This is a genomic window from Lysobacter enzymogenes, assembly GCF_900106525.1.
In the GTDB taxonomy this organism is placed as follows: Bacteria; Pseudomonadota; Gammaproteobacteria; order Xanthomonadales; family Xanthomonadaceae; genus Lysobacter; species Lysobacter enzymogenes.
This window is the reverse complement of the sequence record NZ_FNOG01000012.1, coordinates 15,144-34,207: the sequence shown is the minus strand read 5'-3', so window position 1 is coordinate 34,207 and position 19,064 is coordinate 15,144. Positions and strand designations below refer to the sequence as shown.

Annotated in this window: 17 protein-coding genes; 8 read left to right on the top strand and 9 right to left on the bottom strand. The window is 71.3% G+C overall.

Annotated features, from left to right (window positions below):
• Window positions 1–79: 79 nt before the first annotated feature.
• Window positions 80–1,201 (bottom strand): efflux RND transporter periplasmic adaptor subunit, encoded by a 1,122-nt coding sequence (locus BLU84_RS23380; RefSeq protein ID WP_083383058.1) that lies wholly within the window; start codon window positions 1,199–1,201, stop codon window positions 80–82.
• A 77-nt stretch (window positions 1,202–1,278) separates the two neighbouring features.
• Here BLU84_RS23380 and BLU84_RS23375 point away from each other — a divergent pair, with 77 nt between their 5' ends.
• The 4 genes from BLU84_RS23375 (at window position 1,279) to BLU84_RS23360 (ending at window position 5,168) form a co-directional block, all read left to right on the top strand.
• Window positions 1,279–1,962 (top strand): TetR/AcrR family transcriptional regulator, encoded by a 684-nt coding sequence (locus BLU84_RS23375; RefSeq protein WP_074872834.1) that lies wholly within the window; start codon window positions 1,279–1,281, stop codon window positions 1,960–1,962.
• Window positions 1,963–2,134: 172 nt separating this feature from the next.
• Window positions 2,135–2,803, top strand: a complete 669-nt coding sequence (locus BLU84_RS23370) for a protein-L-isoaspartate O-methyltransferase family protein (RefSeq protein WP_074872831.1) — start codon at window positions 2,135–2,137, stop codon at window positions 2,801–2,803.
• Between the two features lie 88 nt (window positions 2,804–2,891).
• Window positions 2,892–4,316, top strand: a complete 1,425-nt coding sequence (locus tag BLU84_RS23365) for a TolC family outer membrane protein (protein WP_074872826.1) — start codon at window positions 2,892–2,894, stop codon at window positions 4,314–4,316.
• Window positions 4,317–4,835: 519 nt separating this feature from the next.
• On the top strand, window positions 4,836–5,168 hold the full coding sequence (locus BLU84_RS23360; RefSeq protein WP_074872823.1) for a hypothetical protein: 333 nt from the start codon (window positions 4,836–4,838) through the stop codon (window positions 5,166–5,168).
• 197 nt (window positions 5,169–5,365) lie between these two features.
• On the opposite strand, the gene waaA is transcribed toward BLU84_RS23360, so the two are convergent.
• Entirely contained in the window at window positions 5,366–6,661 is a 1,296-nt protein-coding gene (gene waaA / locus BLU84_RS23355; protein WP_074872818.1) for a lipid IV(A) 3-deoxy-D-manno-octulosonic acid transferase, read from the bottom strand.
• Between the two features lie 88 nt (window positions 6,662–6,749).
• Between waaA and lpxL the strand changes: the two genes are divergently transcribed.
• Window positions 6,750–7,676 (top strand): LpxL/LpxP family Kdo(2)-lipid IV(A) lauroyl/palmitoleoyl acyltransferase, encoded by a 927-nt coding sequence (lpxL, locus tag BLU84_RS23350; protein ID WP_074872815.1) that lies wholly within the window; start codon window positions 6,750–6,752, stop codon window positions 7,674–7,676.
• A gap of 130 nt (window positions 7,677–7,806) precedes the next feature.
• On the opposite strand, the gene BLU84_RS23345 is transcribed toward lpxL, so the two are convergent.
• The 6 genes from BLU84_RS23345 to BLU84_RS23320 all read right to left on the bottom strand — a co-directional run bounded on the left by BLU84_RS23345 (window position 7,807) and on the right by BLU84_RS23320 (window position 13,090).
• Window positions 7,807–9,126: an O-antigen ligase family protein gene (locus BLU84_RS23345; RefSeq protein WP_074872992.1), complete on the bottom strand. Its 1,320-nt coding sequence runs from the start codon at window positions 9,124–9,126 to the stop codon at window positions 7,807–7,809.
• A 49-nt stretch (window positions 9,127–9,175) separates the two neighbouring features.
• Complete coding sequence (locus BLU84_RS23340) at window positions 9,176–10,315, bottom strand: glycosyltransferase family 4 protein (protein ID WP_074872811.1); 1,140 nt, start codon at window positions 10,313–10,315, stop codon at window positions 9,176–9,178.
• A 10-nt stretch (window positions 10,316–10,325) separates the two neighbouring features.
• On the bottom strand, window positions 10,326–10,526 hold the full coding sequence (locus tag BLU84_RS23335) for a zinc-finger domain-containing protein (protein WP_057946305.1): 201 nt from the start codon (window positions 10,524–10,526) through the stop codon (window positions 10,326–10,328).
• 419 nt (window positions 10,527–10,945) lie between these two features.
• A complete protein-coding gene (locus BLU84_RS23330; RefSeq protein ID WP_074872808.1) occupies window positions 10,946–11,674 on the bottom strand; it encodes a pirin family protein in 729 nt (242 codons plus the stop codon).
• Window positions 11,675–11,791: 117 nt separating this feature from the next.
• Entirely contained in the window at window positions 11,792–12,370 is a 579-nt protein-coding gene (locus tag BLU84_RS23325; protein ID WP_074872805.1) for a YceI family protein, read from the bottom strand.
• A 132-nt stretch (window positions 12,371–12,502) separates the two neighbouring features.
• Entirely contained in the window at window positions 12,503–13,090 is a 588-nt protein-coding gene (locus tag BLU84_RS23320; RefSeq protein ID WP_074872988.1) for a malonic semialdehyde reductase, read from the bottom strand.
• A 161-nt stretch (window positions 13,091–13,251) separates the two neighbouring features.
• Here BLU84_RS23320 and BLU84_RS23315 point away from each other — a divergent pair, with 161 nt between their 5' ends.
• The 3 genes from BLU84_RS23315 (at window position 13,252) to BLU84_RS23305 (ending at window position 15,756) form a co-directional block, all read left to right on the top strand.
• Window positions 13,252–14,184 carry a mitochondrial fission ELM1 family protein gene (locus BLU84_RS23315; RefSeq protein ID WP_233431212.1) on the top strand — a complete coding sequence of 311 codons (933 nt, stop codon included), beginning with the start codon at window positions 13,252–13,254 and terminating at the stop codon, window positions 14,182–14,184.
• 148 nt (window positions 14,185–14,332) lie between these two features.
• Window positions 14,333–14,713, top strand: a complete 381-nt coding sequence (locus BLU84_RS23310) for a hypothetical protein (RefSeq protein ID WP_074872801.1) — start codon at window positions 14,333–14,335, stop codon at window positions 14,711–14,713.
• Window positions 14,710–15,756, top strand: a complete 1,047-nt coding sequence (locus tag BLU84_RS23305) for a hypothetical protein (RefSeq protein WP_139175210.1) — start codon at window positions 14,710–14,712, stop codon at window positions 15,754–15,756. The genes BLU84_RS23310 and BLU84_RS23305 overlap by 4 nt, the downstream gene beginning before the upstream one ends.
• Window positions 15,757–15,774: 18 nt before the next feature.
• Here the strand turns inward: BLU84_RS23305 and glnE are convergent, their stop codons facing one another.
• Window positions 15,775–18,618: a bifunctional [glutamate--ammonia ligase]-adenylyl-L-tyrosine phosphorylase/[glutamate--ammonia-ligase] adenylyltransferase gene (gene glnE / locus BLU84_RS23300; RefSeq protein WP_074872795.1), complete on the bottom strand. Its 2,844-nt coding sequence runs from the start codon at window positions 18,616–18,618 to the stop codon at window positions 15,775–15,777.
• Window positions 18,619–19,064: the final 446 nt, after the last annotated feature.

Below are 19,064 nucleotides of genomic sequence, written 5' to 3'. Positions count from 1 at the left end.
GCATCGCGCGCGCGGCCGGGCCGGGAACGGAAGCGGCTGCGCGTTGCGGCCGCACGCGAAGCGACGGCGCCGACGGCGCTCACCGCTCCACCGGATGGTTCTCGCGGTCCACCGGCAACACCTTCTGGCCGTCGCGCAGCAGATGGCCGCCGGCCACCACCACCCATTCGTCCGCGCCCAGGCCCGAGCGCACCGGCACCCGCTCGGCGCCGTAGGGGCCGGCGACGATCGGCTTGAGCTTGACCGTGCCGGCGCGCGGATCAGCCACGAACACCGCGGTGCCGCTGGCGGTCTGCTGCACCGCGGCCAGCGGCACGCTCAGGCCCGAGCCGGCCGGATCGGCCTGATAGATGCGCGCGCTCTGGCCCAGCTCCAGCGTCCCGGCCGGCGCGTCGACAGTGACGCGCGCGGCGTAGGTGCGCGAGGCCGGATCGGCCGCCGGCGCGACTTCGCGCACCCGCCCGGGCCAGCGCTTGCCCGGCATCGACCACAACTCCGCCTGCACCTGCTGGCCCGGCTTGAACGCGGCGATCGCGCCCTCGGGCACGGCGAAGGCGATCTCGCGCGCGCCGTCGGCGGCCAGCGCGAACACCTGCTGGCCGGCGGCGACCACCTGCCCGGCTTCGGCGCTGCGCGAGGCGATCACCCCGGCGGCCGGGGCGCGCAACTGGGTGTAGGCCGACTGGTTGCGCGCCACCTCCCAATTGGCCCGGGCCGAATTGAGCTGGCCCTGGGCGGCCTTGGCCTGGGCGTCCTGCGCGTCCTTGGCCGAGCGGCTGATCAGCTGATCCTTGGCCAACTGGTCGTAACGGACCTGATCGGCGCGGGCGCGGGCATACTCGGCCTCCGCCGCGGCCAACTGGGCCTGGGCGGCGCGGGTCTGGGCGTCCAGGTCGCCCGGGTCGAGCACGGCCAGCACCTGGCCGGCGGCGACATGGGCGCCGACGTCGACCTTGCGCTCGACCAGCTTGCCGGCGACGCGGAACGACAGCGGGCTCTCCTCGCGGGCGCGGACTTCGCCGGCATAGGCCGACACCGCGGTCACCGCGCCGCTGGGCCGGGCCACCAGCACCGGGCGGGCGGCTTCGACGGCCGGCTTGGCGCCGCCGCAGGCGGTCAGGGCCAGGCCCAGTGCCGCGGCCAGCCACCAACGGCGGCCGGTCGGGAGAGAATAGGAGGCGGAAGGAATCCGGCTGCGCATTGCGGACGGCCTCTCAGGCAATTAATGTACTCGTCAGTACTGTATAAATATCAAACCCGATAGTCCAGTATTCAATCATGGTCTCGCCCCGTCCCTCCAGCCCTACCGATACCGCCGGTCAGCCGCCGTCCGCCTCCAAGCCGGCCGGTCCCGGGCGGCCGAAGGATCTGAGCAAGCGCAACGCCATCCTCGAAGCCGCCAAGCGCTTGTTCCTGATCCAGGGCTACGACGGCGTGAGCATGGATCAGATCGCCGCCGAGGCCGGCGTCTCCAAACTCACCGTCTACAGCCACTTCGGCGACAAAGAGACGCTGTTCGCCGCCGCCGTGCGCGCCCATTGCGAGCAGCACCTGCCGCCGCAGCTGTTCGCGCCGGAGCCCGGCACGCCGCTGCGCGAGCGCCTGCTGGCGATCGCCCAGGCCTTCTTCGACATGGCCGCCGCGCCCGAAGCGATCCGCATCCACCGCCTGCTGTGCACGCCGCAACTGGCGCAGTCGCCGCTGACCCAGCTGTTTTGGGACGTGGGTCCGCATCGGCTGCACGAAGAATTCGCCGGCCTGCTGCGGCGGCGGAGCGAGGCCGGCGAGCTGGCGCTGGACGATGCCGACACCGCCTCGCGGCAATTCTTCGCCGTGCTCAAGGGCGAGCCGTACGCCTTGCTGATGCTGGGTTATCCGCTGCCCGGCGAGGCCGAAATCCGCGCCCATCTGGAGGCGTCGGTGGACATGTTCCTGCGCGCCTATGCCCGTGGCGAGCGCTGACTGTGCCGGGTCTGGCGCGCTCATGGCTGCGCGTAAGTGCGCGCCCTGCCAGGAGTTCTGGTGACTTTCGGCACTGAGCCCGCCCCGCGCGCTGGTTAATTCTTTTTCCCGCCGACAAGCGCGGTCCCGGTAGAATCCGCAGTCCCGCGCACGAATTCCGCAGACCCTTCACATGACTACGATCGATTACGCCAAGGCCCGAGAACTGATGGTCGAACAACAAGTTCGGCCCTGGGACGTGCTCGACCCGCGCGTGCTCGACGTGCTGGCCGCGTTGCCGCGCGAAGCCTTCGTCGCCGACGCGCACAAGAACCTCGCCTACGCCGACCTGGCCCTGCCGCTGGCGCACGGCGAATTCATGATGAAGCCGGTGATGGAAGGCCGCAGCCTGCAGTCGCTGGGCGTGAATCCCACCGACGACGTGCTCGAGATCGGCACCGGCAGCGGCTACCTGACCGCCTGCCTGGGCCGGCTGGCGCGCGAAGTGGTGAGCCTGGAGATCCACCCGGACCTGGCCGCCGCCGCGCGCGAGCGCCTGGCCGCGCAGACCATCCTCAACGCCCAGGTGGTCGACGCCGATGCGCTGAACTACAGCACCGACCGCCGTTTCAACGCGATCTGCGTCACCGGCGCGGTGTCGCAGATTCCCGCGCAGTGGCTACAGTGGCTGCAGCCGGGCGGCCGCCTGTTCGTCGTGCGCGGCCGTTCGCCGGCGATGGAAGCGGTGCTGGTCGGCGGCGGCGAGCGCAACGAAGTCAACGCTTCGCGCATCCAGTCGTTGTTCGAAACCGATCTGCCTTATCTGCAAGGCGCCGCGCCCGCGCCCGCCTTCGAGTTCTGACCGTCCTGTCAGGCCAGCGTCAGCCCACCGTAAGAGCCCGCGTGCCAGCATGCGGACCCATCAATACATGCAAGTCCAAGGAAGCCGCATGATCCGCCGTCCGCTCGTTCTTGCCCTCGCTCTTGGCCTGCTGCCGGCCGCCGCGTCCGCCGAAGACCTGCTGCAGACCTACGAGCAGGCGCGGCAGAGCGACCCGACGCTCGCCCAGGCCGAGTCCAACCGGCTGGCGACCAAGGAAGACCGCATCCAGGCGCGCGCGCGGCTGCTGCCGTCGCTGAGCGGCGAGGCCAGCTTCACCCGCAGCCGCACCGAGAGCGAATCGGGCGGCGGCTCCAGCGATCCGACCGATCCCAACGCGCCGGTGATTCCCAGCGGCACCAACATCACCAGCGAAAGCAGCAGCCGCCGCTACGGCGTCAGCGCCAATCAGGTCGTGTACAACCGTTCGCTGATCAAGGGCCTGCAGAGCCAGAACAAGCTCAGCGAAGCCTCCGACTACACCCTGGAGGCCGCCGGTCAGGACCTGATCGTGCGCACCTCGCAGGCCTACTTCAACGTGCTGGTCGCGCTGGAGAACCTGGCCGCGACGGTGGCTTCGGAAACCGCGCTGCAGAAGCAGTTCGACTACACCACCAAGCGCCTGGAAGTCGGCCTGGCGCCGATCACCGACGTGCACGAAGCGCGCGCCCAGTACGACAACGCGCGCGCCCAGACCATCATCGCCCGCAACACGGTCGAGGATAACTACCAGGCGCTGAGCCAGATCACCGGCCAGCCGGTGACCACGCTCAAGGCGCTGCCGGCCGACTTCAAGCCGAACCTGCCGGAAAGCCAGCAGGTCGACGCCTGGGTCGAGAACGCGATCAACGCCAATCCCTCGCTGCGCGCGCAGAAGCTGGCGGTGGAATCGGCCGAGCTGGGCGTGGAAACCGCGCGCGCCGGCCACTGGCCGACGCTGGCCTTGAACGGCGGCTACAGCGACAGCACCACCTGGAGCGACCGCCGCTTCCTCGGCCAGACCTACGACCAGCCCTCCAGCGCCGGCCACGGCCCGAACATCGGCATCACCCTGTCGATCCCGCTGTATTCCGGCGGCGCGGTGCAGTCCGGCGTGCGCCAGGCCCTGGCCCGCCGCGACGCCGCCCAGGACCAGTACGAATTCCAACGCCGCCAGTTGGTGCGCAGCACCCGCAACGCGTACCAGACCCTGGTCGCCGGCATCAGCGAAGTCGAAGCGCGCCGCCTGGCCGTGGTCTCGGCGCAGGCCGCCTACGACGCCTCGCAGGTCGGCCTGGAAGTGGGCACTCGCACCGTGCTGGACGTGTTGAACAACCAGCGCACCCTGTTGCAGGCGCAGCAGGCCTACGCCCAGTCCAAGTACAACTTCCTGCTCAACCGCCTGCTGCTGGAGCAATCCGCCGGCTCGCTCGACATCGCCGACGTGCAGGACGTGAACCGCCTGCTGAGCGCCGACGCCGCTACCAACCTGGCGCCGCCGCCGACGATGCGCTGAGCAGCGCCGCGCACGCCGCGACGAACCGAGAGCCGCCGGGAAACCGGCGGCTTTTTCTTTGCGCGCGCGAATGCTGTGCGCGATGTGCGGTGCGAGCGAGCGAATTCTTTCGACTGGACATTGCTTTCGTAGACGCATCACAAATCCGCGCGTCGCGATCGATCTTCTTGCAGGCGCAGCGGACGCAGGCTCGACGCGCGCGAACGATCGCAACCGCGCGATCCGCGTTCTGCCCGTCGATGCAGCGCAAGTCCGCGCATCGCGGCGGCGCATCTGCGCTTGTGCGCCGATCACGTTGTGCGTTGCGCGATGAATGACGCACGAAACATCAGACTCGTCTGATTCAGCGATCTTTCCATCAACGCATCACAAGTTCGCGCATCGACCCCGCGTGCGATGCAACCTTCCGCGGCGAAGGCGGCGCTCATCATTCGAACGCAGCGCATCGCGCGCCGATACAGGGCCCGCGCTGCAGTTCCGTGTGTAGCGACCATCCCCTTCGTCTATTGGAGACAACGCATGAACATCCGCAGCATCGCTCTGACCGTCGCCGCGTCCACCGTCCTGTTCGCCGGCGCCGCCAACGCCCGCGCCGAGCGCTTCCAGGCGACCGCGCTGGGCTCGGGCAGCACCGAGGCGGCCGCCGCCAACCGCGCCAAGCAGGCCGCGGTGCAGCAGTGCACGTCCGCCGGCGGCCGCACCGCAGGCGCGCCGACCGCCACCTTCTTTCGCGCCTTCGGCACCAACCAGGCCGGCCCCGACGTGGTGATCGTCGGCTACGAGTACCTGGGCTCGGTGAGCTGCACCAAGCAGGTCGCGGACGACGGCGGCCCGCAGTTCGGCGAGGTCTGAGTCCGGCGCCAGCGGCACGGTTGCGCCGGGCTCGGTCCGGCGCAACCTGCACGGACGCGGCTCGTCGCGGGCCGCGTCCGCCGTCGTCGCATCGCGGCGATCGTCGTCATCGTTTTGCGCGACCGATCGGATCGCGTCGCCCGCACTGTCCAACGCGGCGCCGGTCGAGCAATCGAACCGCCGCGCGAATGCGCCGCTCAATCCCGCGGCGGCAACGCCGGTTGCAGCAGCGCCATCGTCCGCGTCAGCGCGCCGCGGCCGGTTTCCACCAGCGCGCGGCCGGCGGCGACCATCTGCGCGCGTTCGGCCGGATCGGCCAGCAGCCGTCCCACCGCCGCTTCCACCTGCTCGGCGTCCTGGCCGATGCGCAGCGCGCCGGCGTCGTCCAGGCGCTGGGCGATCTCGACGAAGTTGTGCAGGTGCGGGCCGGTGACGATGGCGGTGCCGGTCGCGGCCGGCTCGAGCAGGTTGTGGCCACCGATCGGCTGCAGGCTGCCGCCGACGAAGGCGACGTCGGCGCAGGCGTAGAAGCTCATCAGCTCGCCGAGCGTGTCGATCACGAACACATCGTCGCCCGGCTGCGGCCAGCGCGCGCGCGAGCGCGTGGACACCTGCCAGCCGGCGCTGCGCGCGTTCTCGGCCACCACCCGGAAGCGCTCGGGATGGCGCGGCGCCCACAGCAGCAGCAGATCGGGAAAGCGCTCGCGCAGGTGCCGGTGCATGGTCACCGTCACCGCTTCTTCGTCTTCGTGGGTGCTGGCGGCGATCCACACCGGGCGCTCGCCGGTGTGGCGATGGCATTCCTGCGCGAACGCCTCCAGCGCATCGGGCACGCTGACGTCGAACTTGAGGTTGCCGGTCTCCACCACCTGGCGCGGATCGGCGCCGAGTTCGACGAAGCGCTCGCCGTCGGCGCGCGATTGCGCCGCGACCGTGCGCACCGTGCGCAGCGCGCGGCTCACCAGCGGCGCCAGCACCCGGTAGCCGCGCAGCGATCGCTCCGACAGGCGCGCGTTGAGGATGTAGGCGGGAATGCCGCGATCGCGGCAGCCGAACAGCAGGTTCGGCCACAGCTCGGTTTCCATGATCAGCGCCGCGCACGGCTTATGGTGCTTGAGGAAACGGCCTACCGCGCCGGGCAGGTCGTAGGGCAGATAGACGTGTTCGACCGAATCGCCCCAGGCCGCGCGCGCGCGGTCGGCGCCGGTCGGCGTGATCGTGGTCACCAACAGGCGCAGGTCCGGGCGGCCGCGGCGCAGCGCGTTGACCAGCGGGATCGCGGCGTTGACCTCGCCGACCGAGACCGCGTGCAGCCACAAGGTGCGGGTCTGAGCCGGGCCGCGGTAGACCGCGTAGCGCTCGAGCCAGCCGCGGAAATACGCAGGCTGGCGGAAGCCGCGCCAGATCAGGTGATACACCGTGACCGGGGCCAACAGGTACAGGGCGACCGAATACAGGCCGCGCAACAGGCGCTCGATCAAATCCTTCCGCATGGCGCCAAGGATAAAGGCTGCGGCGGCGATTCGGGGTGGGGGCGGTCGCGCACGGGGCATTCAGGCCCGCAACGAATAAACTATCGCCATGGCCGAACCCGCCCTGCCCCCCCGTCCTTCCCTGCTGTCGCCGCGGCTGTGGCCGATGTGGCTGGCGCTGGCCGTCATGTGCGCCGGCGCGCGCCTGCCGTGGGCGCTGCAACGCGGGCTGGGCGCGCTGATCGGCGCGTTCGCGCTGCGCGTGGCCGGCACCCGCCGGCGCGCGGCGCAGGTCAACCTGAAGCTGTGCTTCCCCGAAAAGAGCCAGGCCGAGCGCGAGGCGCTGCTGCGCGAGAGCTTCCGCGACCTGGGCATCGGCTTCTTCGAGTTCGCCCGCGCCTGGTGGGGCGGGGTCGAACCGATGCGGCGCACGGTGCGGATCGAGGGCGTGGAACTGCTCGACGAGGTCCGCGCCGCCGGCCGCGGCGTGCTGATGGTGTCGGGCCACTTCATGACCCTGGAAATGTGCGGCCGGCTGATGTGCGACCGCTTGCCGCTGGCCGGCATGTACCGCAAGCACCGCAACCCGGTGATGGAATGGGCGGTCAAGCGCGGGCGCCTGCGCTACGCCGCGGCCATGTTCACCAACGAAGAGATCCGCCCGGCGATGCGCCACCTCAAGCAGGGCGGCTTCCTGTGGTACGCGCCGGACCAGGACATGCGCGGCAAGGACACGGTGTTCGCGCCGTTCTTCGGCGTGCCGGCGGCGACGATCACCGCCACCCACCAGTTCGCGCGCCTCGCCGGCTGCGCGGTGGTGCCGTTCTTCCATCGCCGCGAAGGCGCCGACTACGTGCTGCGCATCGGTGCGCCGCTGCCCGATTTCCCCTCCAGCGACGCCACTGCCGACAGCGCGCGGGTCAACGCCCAGATCGAGGCGATGGTGCGGCAGGCGCCGAGCCAGTACCTGTGGATCCACCGCCGCTTCAAGCGCCGGCCGGAAGGCATGATTTCGCCCTACAAGCAGCAACCGTAAGCCGCGACCGCTGCCTGTAGGAGCGGCGCGAGCCGCGACCGCGACAACGCAGCTACGCCGCAGGCCTCATCGCAGTTGCGTTGTCGCGGTCGCGGCTCGCGCCGCTCCTACAAAAAGCAGCCTGCGTCGCTCACTCGCTGCGCGGTTGCGCGAGCAAACTGCCGGCATACAACGCCGCCAACAGCAGCGTCAGCCCGCCCCAGAACGTCGAATAGAACGCCAGGTGGGTGTTGAGCGGAAACACCGTCACCGCCAACGCCACCATCGCCGGGCGGGCGCGGTCGCGCGCCTGCACGTCGGCGAAGACCCAGGCGCGCCACGCCAGCGCGGCGCCGGCCAGCCACATCAACAGACCGAACGCGCCGGTTTCGCTGAGCACTTCCAGGATCAGCTGATGCGCGTGCAGCGCCGGGCCGTAGCCCCACGAGGTGTTGACGCCCGGCATCGGATCGCAGGCGGGGAAGGCCTCGCGGAAACCGCGCGCGCCGACGCCGTTGATCGGGTGCTGCGCGATCATGCAGCCGGCCGCGCGCCAGATCCGCGCGCGCCCGGACAGCGCATCGTCGATGCCGGACATGTCGGCGCTGACGATGTGCGCGGTGCGCACCAGCCGCTCGTGCACCTGGGTCGAGGTGCGATCCAGCACGACCAACGCGAGCAGCCCGCAGGCGAACAGCGCCAGCAGCTTCTTCCATCCCAACAACCGCCAGCCGCTGAGCAGCAGCACCAGGGCGAAGGTGATCCACGATGCGCGCGAGCCGGCCAGCACCACCACCACGCCGGTCAGCGCGGTCGCGCCGAGCCAGCCGCCCAGGCCGTAGCGACGGCCGGCGGCGTAGAGCAGGAACGGCGAGAAACTGGCGATGACCTGGCCGAGCTTGAGATTGCACGGGCCGAGCACGCCGCCGAGGCGGTCGGCCAGCGCCAGTTCGGCCGCGCTGCACATGCCGTGGCCGCTGAGCGCGTGCTTGGCCGAGTCGATGGCGCGGAACAGCGGGCTTTCGCTGGTGCCCGACAGCGCTTGCAGCAAGGCGTCGGCGATCCACAGCGCGAGGATCAGCGCCAGACCGCCGAAGGTGACGCGGCGTCCGCGCGGCGATGCCACCGCCGCGGCGACCAGCCACAGGAACGGCAGGTAGCGCAGGTCCACCGCGGCTTCGCGCAGGGCGCGCGCCGGGTCGACCGCGTCGATCGCCGAGACCAGTTCGGGCAGCCAGTACGCCGCGAACAGCGCGCTGGTCAGCGCCCAGGCCGCGTCGCTGAGCAGGCGCGGGCCGGTGCGCATGCGGCCCAGCGCCAGCTTCACCAACATGGTCAGCGCGCCCAGGCTCAGCACCGCCTCGGCGAAGCCGGGCGCGAACAGCAAGGCGACGTAGGCCAGCACCCACACCGGCGCCCAGCGCCAGCCGACGATCTCCGGCGGCGGCGTGCGCGGCGCATCGGGCGGCATCGTGCCCGCCGACGCGGGGCCCAACGCCGCCGGCGACGACGCGGCCGGCTCAGGCATCGACGAGTTCGGCATAGACGGCAAGCGTGGCCTCCTGCATGGCCCGCAAGGAAAACGCCATCGTATCCACTGGCGCGGGCGCGTGCGTTAGCAATTCGCAAGCGCCGGCCCGCAAGGCCTGCGGATCGAACGGCGCGACCGCGCCGCGCGGTTGCAGGCGCGCGAGCAGTTCGCCGACGCCGCCGTGGTTCCAGCCCAGCACCGGCCGGCCGCAGGACAGCGCCTCGACCACGGTGCGGCCGAAGGCTTCGGGCTTGCGCGAGAGTTGCAGCACCAGATCGCTGGCGGCGTAGGCGCGCGCGATCGCGTCGGTCGGCGCGGTGAAGGCGACCGCGTCGGCGATGCCGAGGTCGTTCGCGAGCGTCTGCATTTCGTCGATGTAATCCTCGCGGCCGGCTTCGCGCGCGCCGGGCAGCCACAAGCGCGCGTCGAAACCCTCGCCGCGCACGTCGGCCAGCAGTTGCAGGCCGTCGGCGTGGCCTTTCAGGCGCGTGCCGCGGCCGGGCAGCAACAACAGCGGGCCGGCGCCGGCCAGCGCCGGATGCTGCGCGGCGGCCCAGGCGCGCGCCTCGCGGTCGGGCCGCGGCGCGCGCGGGAACGCGGCCGGGTCGATCCCGCGCGGCACCACCCGCAGCTTGGCCGGGTCGGTGTCGGGATAGTGTTGGAGCACGTAGTCGCACACGGTGTCGGACACGCAGATCACCCGCTCGCCGCGGGTCATCACCTGGCTGTAGCGCGAGGGCGAGTTGAGCCCGTGCACGGTGGTCACCAGCGCCGGCCGCGCGTCCTCGGGCAGGCCGCGCCAGGCCAGCAGGCCGACCCAAGCGGGAAGGCGCGAGCGCAGATGCAGCACGTCCACGCGCAGCTCGGTCATGAGCCGGCGCAGCTTGAACGCATGCAACAAGGTCGAAGGCGACTTGCGCCCGATCGGCAGTTCGATGTGCTCGGCGCCGAGCTGCAGCAGCCGCGGCACCATGCGGCCGCCGGCGGAGACCACGATCGCGCGATGACCCGCGCGCACCAGCGCCTCGGCGATTTCCAGGGTGGAACGCTCGACGCCGCCGGATTCAAGCGCCGGCAGCAACTGCATCGCCGTCAGCCGGCGCGTGGAGGTCGGCTGCGGCGAAGTCATGGCGGCGCGGTCAGTCGACCAAGGTGTAGTGCGCGCCGCAGTACGGGCACTGGCATTCGCGCTCGGCCTCGATCGGCAGGTACACGCGCGGATGCGAGTTCCACAGCGCCATCGACGGCAGCGGGCAGCTCAGCGGCAGGTCGGCGCGGGTCACGGTGTAGCGCTGATCGGCGTTGGCCTGGGTGGGGTGGGCGTTGGCTGCGGTGGTCATTGGGGCACGACGGGTGGCGACGCGGGCAGGCATTTTAGCAGCGTGGGCGTAGCGGCGCGTGCAGGTGGGCGGCGACTGGCAAGGCAGCCGCCGCGTCGGGCTGGGATTGGCGGCCGATGCGGTCAAACGGCGCTGGGCGCGGCTCGGCGGAGGGGGGATGGCCGCGGCGGAGACGAAAGCGTCGGGCCTGAAGGCCCTCCCACAGGGTGGAAGCGCCGGGTCTGAAGGTTCTCCCACAGGATGGGAGCGTCGGGTCTGAAAGCTCTCTAACAGGATGAAAGCGTCGGGCCTGAAGGCTCTCTCACAGGATAGAAGCGGCGGGCCTGAAAGCCCTCCTACAGGGTGCCTGGATTGTGGGAGGGGCTTTAGCCCCGACGCCTTTCGCTCCGCCCTGGGCGGATGGGACACCGCGCGCACGCTCAAGCCAGCGACGGCAGCTCCAGCAGCAGCGCCTGCGCGCCATCGGCGCCCGCCGCCAGGACCAGTTCGCCGGATTCTCCGATCAGGCCCAACGCATCGCCCGCAGCCAGCGCTCGCCCTTGCGCCTGCGCGCCGCCGGCGAGCATCTGCAGCCAATACGAACGGCCCGCATCGAGCGCGCGCCGCGCCTGCGCGCCCGCCGCCAGATCGAGCGAATACAGCCGCAGATCCTGGCGCACCGGCAGGCCGCCTTCGGCGCCATCGCGCGAGGCGCGCAAGATCCAGCCGCCCTCGCCCACCACCGGCGCCGCCGACAGCGCATAAGCCGGCCGCGCGTTGAGCCGGTCGGGCTGGACCCACAATTGCAGGAAACGCAGCGGCGCAGCGGCCGCCGGGTTGAACGCGCGATGGCGCAGGCCGTGGCCGGCGCCGAGCCATTGCAGCTCGCCGGCGCGGACCGTGCCGCGTTCGCCGTCCTCGCCTTCGGAGCCGTATGCGCCTTCGAAGCCCATCGCGCCTTCGAGCACATAGCTGAAGACGTCCATATTGGCGTGCCGGTGCAGCGCCAGGCCGGCGCCGGGATCGACGCGCAGCTCGCGCACCGCGCGCAAGGCGCCGAACCCCATCCACGCCGGATCGTAATAGGCGCCCGCGGAAAACGTCAGCAGGCTCTCGACCCCGTCGGCCGATGCGCGGCCGCGGTCGTGGGAAGGGCGTTGGATGATCATCGCGCCATTTTAGGCGCTACGCGCGCCGCGCACGAGGCGCGGCGCGCATCCGCCGGCGCGGTCGCGCGCCGGCCGGCCGCCGGTACCGTCGCCGATACCGACAGCCGCATGCGCCGCTTACTTCTTCGGCACGATCGCTTCGGTGGTGATGCGGATCTTGACCTCGTCGCTGACGTTGGGCACGTACTTGCCGATGCCGAACTCGCTGCGCTTGAGCGTGGTGGTGGCGTCGAAGCCGGCCGCCGCGCGCTTGGCCATCGGCTGCTCGCCGACCTTGTTGATGTTCACGTCCAGCACCGCCGGCTTGGTCACGCCGTGCACGGTCAGGTCGCCGGTGACCTTGAGCTTGTTGGCGCCGGCCGCTTCGACCTTGGTGCTCTTGAAGGTGATGTTCGGGTACTTGGCGGCGTCGAAGAAGTCGGCGCTCTTGAGGTGCTCGTCGAAGTCCGGCACGTGCGAATCCAGGCCGTCGAGCGGGATGGTGACCTGCACCGACGAAGCCGCGGGCTTGGCCGCGTCGTAGGTGATCGAGCCGTCGACCTTGCCGAAGTGGGCGATCGGGTTGGAGAAGCCGAAGTGGCTCCAGCTGGCGACCACGTCGGTGTGGTTGGGATCGATCTTGTAGGTCACCGGGGCGGCGCTGGCGGCGCCGGCGAAAGCCAGGCCCAGGGCGGCGGCGAGCAGGATGCGCTTCATTGGAGAACTCCTCGAAAGTGTCGTCGGGTGGGGCTGGTTATGGGATGTCGCGGTGTTGCGGGGAAACCACTATGGCGCCGCAAGCGCGGCGCCGGGCGGACGCCGGCGCGGAACCGTGCCGGCGCGCACGCATCACTCGATCCGCGCGGCCTCGTCGAACGGCAGCCGCGGCGAACGCGGGAACAGCTTGTCGTGCTCGCCATAGCCCAGGTTGATGAGGAAGTTGGACTTGATCTTGGTGCCGGCGAAGAAGGCCGCGTCGACCTTGGCGTTGTCGAAGCCCGACATCGCGCCGGTGTCCAGGCCCAGCGCGCGCGCGGCCAGGATCAGGTAGGCGCCCTGCAGGCTGCCGTTGCGGAAGGCGGTGGTGTTGATCGCCGCGTCGTTGCCGGCGAACCAGCTGCGCGCGTCGTCGTGCGGGAACAGGTAGGGCAGCTTTTCGTAGAACTCCAGGTCGTGGGCGACGATCACCGTGACCGGCGCGGCCAGGGTCTTGGCCAGGTTGCCTTCCGACAGCGCCGGGCGCAGCTTTTCCTTGGCCTCGGCGGACTTCACGAACACGAACCGCGCCGGCGAGCCGTTGGCGCTGGTGGGGCCCCACTTGGTCAGGTCGTAGAGCTGGCGCAGGGTCTGATCGCTGATCTCGCCGCCGAGCACGTTGTGGGTGCGGGCGCTGCGGAACAACTGATCGAGGGCGTCGTCGCTGAGGACCTTGGACATCTTCTTCTCCATGGGGCTGCCAAGCTGGGCAGGTGATCGGGAGACGGAAGTGTAGAGTCTCGACCCGGCCGCTAAATCGACACCCCCGGAACGGATTACCTGCATCTGTGCAACGAAACGGCATTTCGGCGAAGAATGACGCCACTACTGCAACCTGGTTATTGACCGACGGGCTGGCCGGCAACCAGCGCCAGGCCTCGGCCTTGGCGCTGGCCCTGGGGCGCGCGGCGCGGCACTGGGTGCTGCAGCCGCAGGCGCCCTGGCGCTGGCTGGCGCCGCGGCGGCTGCCCGGCGCGGACCGGGCCTTCGGCGAGGATTTCGCCCAGGCGCTGCGCGGCGAGCGCCCGCAGCTGACCATCGGCTGCGGCCGCCAGGCCGCGCTGGCGACCCGGCTGATGCGCAGCGACGTCACCCGCGCGGTGCAGATCCTCGACCCGCGCATCGCGCCCTCGCACTGGGACCTGGTGATCGCGCCCGAGCACGACGGCCTGCGCGGCCCCAACGTGATCACCCTGCTCGGCAGCCTCAACCCGGTCGACGACCTGTGGCTGGCCGGCGCGCGCAAGACCTTCCCCGCCTTCGGCCAGCTGCCCGGGCCGCGCACCGCGCTGCTGCTGGGCGGCTCCAGCGCCCACGCCCGCTTCGACCGCGCCGCCTTCGACGCGCTGGCCTCGCGGCTCGCGGCGCAGCTCGACCGCGAAGGCGGCAGCCTGCTGGCGACCACCTCGCGGCGCACCCCGGCGGACATCCGCGCGCGCCTGCGCGAGCGGCTGGCCGCGCTGCCGCAGGTGTCGTGGTACGAACCCGGCGAAGGCGCCAACCCCTACCCCGGGTTGCTCGGCTGGGCCGACCGCATCGTCTGCACCGCCGACTCGGTCAACATGCTGTCCGAGGCCGCGGCCACGCGCGCGCCGCTGTTCGTGTTCGGCATCGACCGGGTCGAAGGGCGGCCGCGGCGCTTCATCGACAGCCTGCTCGGCCTGCGCCGCGCGCACGCCTTCGATCCGCACCTGCGCGCCTATCCGGTCACCCCGCTGCGCGAAACCGCGCGGGTCGCGGCGGAAGTGCGGCGGCGCCTGTCGCTGAACGACTGAACCACGCCGGCGGTGGCCGGCGCGGCCGCCGCGCCGCGTTCAGCTGAGCATCGGGCCGCGCTTGCACCAGGGGTCCGGACGCGGACGCGGCCTTGAGGCGGCGTCCGCGTCCGGAGAGCGCCGCCGCCATCGACCGGGAACGACGGCAATGACTGCCGCGCGTGCACGCACCGTCGCGACCTCGCTGCTGCTGGCCCTGTCCGCGGCCGGCGCCGGCTGCGCCACCGTCGCCGTCGACACCGACGCCGGCACGATCCGCGCGAGCGGCTTGTTCGGCGCCCGCGTGCTGCCCTACGCGCACGCGCCGTTCGCGGTGCGCAGCCGCGGCCTGGGCGTGTTCGCCGGCCCCGGCGAACTGAGCCTGGGCCTGCACTCGCGCGTCGCGCTCTACGTACCCGACCCGGCCGCCTGCCGGGTCGTGCTCATCGGCCAACGCCCGGAGCAGACCCAGCGCCTGATCGAGGTGCTGGAGCAGGGCGGGGTCAAGGCTGCGGACATTTGCACCGACACAGGGGAAGCCAGGCAATGAACGTTTTGAAGTATTCGCCATTGGCCGCGGCGCTGCTCGCGCTGTGCGGTTGCGCCACGCTGGAACAGGCGCCCCTGGTGTATTCGTCCAAGACCTCGGTCGGCGTGGACATCGCCACCACCTCGACCGAGACGCCGGGGCTGTCGATGAGCGTGGGCTTCAAGCAGGTCGATGCCGCCTACGTGCCGGTGGCGGTGTCCAAGGCCTGCCAGACCAACAACAACAGCGCCACCTGCGAAGCCGGCCTGCACCAGGTCAAGGTGATCGGCGGCAGCGAACAGCTCGGCGATTCGCCGGGCGCGGTATCGCCGGTCAACACCGACGCGGTCAACGACGCGCTCAAGCAGTTGCTCAACAGCTACAACAGCGCCGCGGCCACTTCGCAGGCCGCGACCGCGGCGCGCGCGGCGGCCGAGCAACAAAAGAAAGCGCTGGAAGACGCGTGGAAGAAGCAGCAGGACTACCAGAAGGAACTGGCCGCGCTGGCGCCGTTGCAGACCCAGGCGCTGAGCCCGAACGCGAGCGACGACGACAAGAACAAGTACCACGATCAAAAAGCCCGCGCCGACGCCAAGCAACTGTCGACCGTGGAGCAGGCGCTGGTCGCGAACCTCGGCAGCCAGGGCCTGTACGACAAGGCCGTGGCCGACATCGGCGACCACATCCGCACGCTCAAGGATCGCGAAGCCAGCGCGATGAAGGCCGAGACCGATCAGTTGAACCGGTTCAAGGAAGCCCGTTCGGCGCTGACCAATCGCGGCGATTCGTATTCGGTGTTCGGCAGCTTCCGTTCGCGCAGCGGCGCCGAAGCCGCCGCCGGTTCCAGCCCGGGCGTGGGCGCCAGCATCGGCCTGGGCAAGATCTTCGCCACCGGGGTGGCGTCGCAGACGATTTCGCGCGGGCTCAGCGATTACTACGCCAACAGCAACCGCGGCCAGGACAAGTGCTATCGCGCCGTGGCCGAGGCCGCCGGCGCCGGCAAGGTGCAGAGCGACGCGCTGGCGGCCTTGCTCAAGGGCTGCTCCGGCCTCGACGAGAAGTGAGGCGCGCGCGGCAGCCGCTCAGGCGGCCGCCTCGCGCAAGCCGGCCGCGCGCATCGCCGCGTCGATCGCCGAGCGCGCGGTAGCGATCTCCTCGGTCTCGACCACGCGTCGCGGCCGCCGATCCAGCGTGCATTCCAGCCCAGCGGCGAGCAAGGTCAGGTGCGCCGCGCGCAGCGCCGTCGCGGTGGCCGCATCCAACGCGCCGGCGCCTTCGGCCGCGTCGATCAGCCCCGGCGTGTCGCGTGGCGCCAGCAGCGCCGGCGCGCGCGCGCTGTCGCGCAGCACCAGGTATTGCAGCTGGAACTCCAGGTCGACCAGACCGCCCTCGCCCTGCTTGAGGTCGAAGAACGCGGCGTCGCTGCGGTCGAGTTCGGCGCGCATGCGCGCGCGCATCGCGGCGACGTCGCCGCGCAGCTTGTCGGCTTCGCGCGCACGGGTCAGGGTGCGCGCGCGGACTTCGTCGAAGCGCGCGTGCAGGGCTTCGTCGCCGGCGACGAAGCGCGCGCGCACCAGCGCCTGGTGCTCCCAGGTCCAGGCGCGCTCGTCCTGGTACTCGGCGAAGCTGGCCAGCGACGACACCAGTAGGCCTTTGGCGCCGTCCGGGCGCAGCCGCACGTCGACATCGAACAAACGTCCGGCCGCGGTCACCGCGCCGAGCAGGGCGACGATCTTCTGCGCCAGCCGCGCGAACCAGCGCGGCGCGTCGAGCGAACGCGCGCCATCGGAGGCGGCGCCGCCCTCCACCGCCGGCGCGTCGTACAGGAACACCAGATCCAGGTCGGAACCGAAGCCCAGCTCTTCGCCGCCGAGGCTGCCGTAGCCGAGCACGGCGAAGCGCGCGCCCGGCACCCGGCCGTGAGCGGCGGCGACTTCGGCCTGCGCCATCGCCAGCACCTGCGCCACCACCGCATCGGCCAGCCACGCCAGCTGCCGCGCGCTGTCCTGCGCCGACTGGCGGCCGTCGCGCAAGGCCATGGCGATGCGGAAGCTCAGCGCCTGACGGGTTTCGTTGATCGCCTGCAAGGCCTCTTCGACATCGCCGCCGGCGTCGAACCCGGCGCAGGCGGCGAGCAGTTCCTCGCGGTCCGGCAACGGCCCGGCCACGCGCGCGTCGAGCAATTCGTCCAACAGCAGCGGATGCGAGGCCAGGCGCTCGGCCAGCAGCGCGCTGCGCGACACCACCTCGACCAGGCGCGACAGCGCCGCCGGTTGCTCATCGAGCAGGGCCAGATAAGCGCTGCGGCGCAGGACGTTGTGCAGCAGCGCCAGCAGCCGCTTGAGCGCGAGCATCGGCTGGCTCGAAGCGGCCGCGGCCTGCAACAGCGACGGCAGCACCCGGTCCAGGCGCGCGCGCGCCGCATCCGACAGGCCGCGCACGCCGGGGCTGCGGGCGAAATCGCGCAGCGCCGCATCGGCGTCGCCGGCGGCGTCGAAGCCGGCGTCCAGCAGCGCCTGCGCCTCGCCGGATTCAGGCAGCGCGCGCCAGTACGCGGTCAGCGCATCGGGCGCGGCGCGGCGGCGGCGCGGCGCCAGCAGCGCATCGAACTCGGCGGTGATGCGTTCGCGCCGGCGTTCCAGTTCGGCGCGCAGCGCGTCCCAATCGGCATAGTCGAGCCCCACCGCGATGCGCGCGCGCTCGGCCTCGCCTGCGGGCAGAGCGTGGGTCTGCGCGTCGCGCAGCATCTGCAGGCGGTTTTCCAGGCGGCGCAGGAAGCGGTAATCGTCGGCCAGCGCAGCGCCGGCGTCCTCGCCGATCTGGCGCTGCGCGACCAGCGCCTGCAAGGCCGGCAGCAGGCGGCGGCCGCGCAGTTCGGCCTCGCGCCCGCCGCGGATCAGCTGCAACGCCTGGACCAGGAATTCGATCTCGCGGATGCCGCCGGGCCCGCGCTTGATGTCGTCGGCCAGTTCCTTGCGCGCGACTTCGGCGCTGATCGCGGCCTTCATCGCGCGCAGGCCGTCGAGCGCGCCGAAGTCGAGATAACGCCGGTACACGAACGGACGCAGCGCCTCGACGAAGCGCTCGCCGGCGTCGAGATCGCCGGCCACCGGCCGCGCCTTCTGCCAGGCGTAGCGCTCCCAGTCGCGGCCTTCGCGCTGGAAATACTGCTCCATCGCCGCGAACGACCACGCCACCCGGCCGGCGTTGCCGTACGGCCGCAAGCGCAGATCGACGCGATGGCTGAAGCCTTCGGCGGTGGGCTCATCGAGCAGACGCGCCAGTTGCTGGCCGAGCTTGGCGAAGTAGCTCTCCGCATCCAGCGCGCGCGCCGGGTCGCGGCCGTCGAATTCGGTGCTGCCGTCGTGCTCGTAGGCGTAGACCAGATCGACGTCGGAGCTGAAATTGAGCTCGCCGCCGCCGAGCTTGCCCAGGCCGAACACCACCAGCCGCACGCGCTCGCCGGCCGGCGTGCGCAGCGCGCCGTAGCGGCGCTCGAACTCGTCCTCGAGCGCGTCGTGGGCCAGGCGCAGGCAGGTTTCGGCCAGCTCGGTGCTGCCGCGCAAGGTGTCGGCGACCGCATCCAGGCCGAGCGCGTCGCGCCAGATCAGGCGGGTGGAACCGGCGGCGCGGTAGCGGCGCAGGCGCGTGGCCCAGTCGGCGCGGCCTTCGGCGTCCAGTTGCGGCGGTGGCGGCTCTTGGGCGCCGTCGTCGGCGGCCAGCGCGAGCAGCAGCGCCGGCTGGCGCACCAGGGTGTCGATGGCGAAGTCGCTGACCGCCGCCACGCGCGCGACGCGCTGCGCCAGCGCCGCGTCCTCGAGCGCGGCGCGGGCCGGCTCGGATGCGTTGCGCAGGCGCGTGAGCGCGCGTTCGGTCAGGGCGGAGAAGTCGGGAGCGGCGGCGGCGCCGGAAGCGGAATCGTGCATGCGCGGATGATCGCATGGCGGTGCGGGCCGGCTTGCGCGGCGGGCGGCGGGCGCGACGGCGCGAAGCGAGTGGCGAAAGTGCGTTCGATGCGGCGCGCACTGCGCTCGCCTGGGCCGGGTCGCCGCGGCGCCCTGCTGCTCGCGCGCCGTGTCGATGCGGGCGGGCGGCGCGAACGATAAAAATCGTGGGCAATAAAAAAGCCCGCTCCCGGATGAACCGGTTGCGGGCTTGCTCCCTCCCCCACGTCGGGATGCGGGCTGATCGTGAAGGAAGCGTTATTGGGTTTGCACGCTGCACTGCAAAACAGAACTTGCCGGTACATTTGAAACGCTCTCGCGTGGATCGGGCCGCGAACGCGAAAACCTTGCGGCACAAGGCTTGTTACCGATGACAGGTCGAACCGGTCCGCGCGCCTACGTCTACGAGCCCGCCGCCGCGGCTCGAA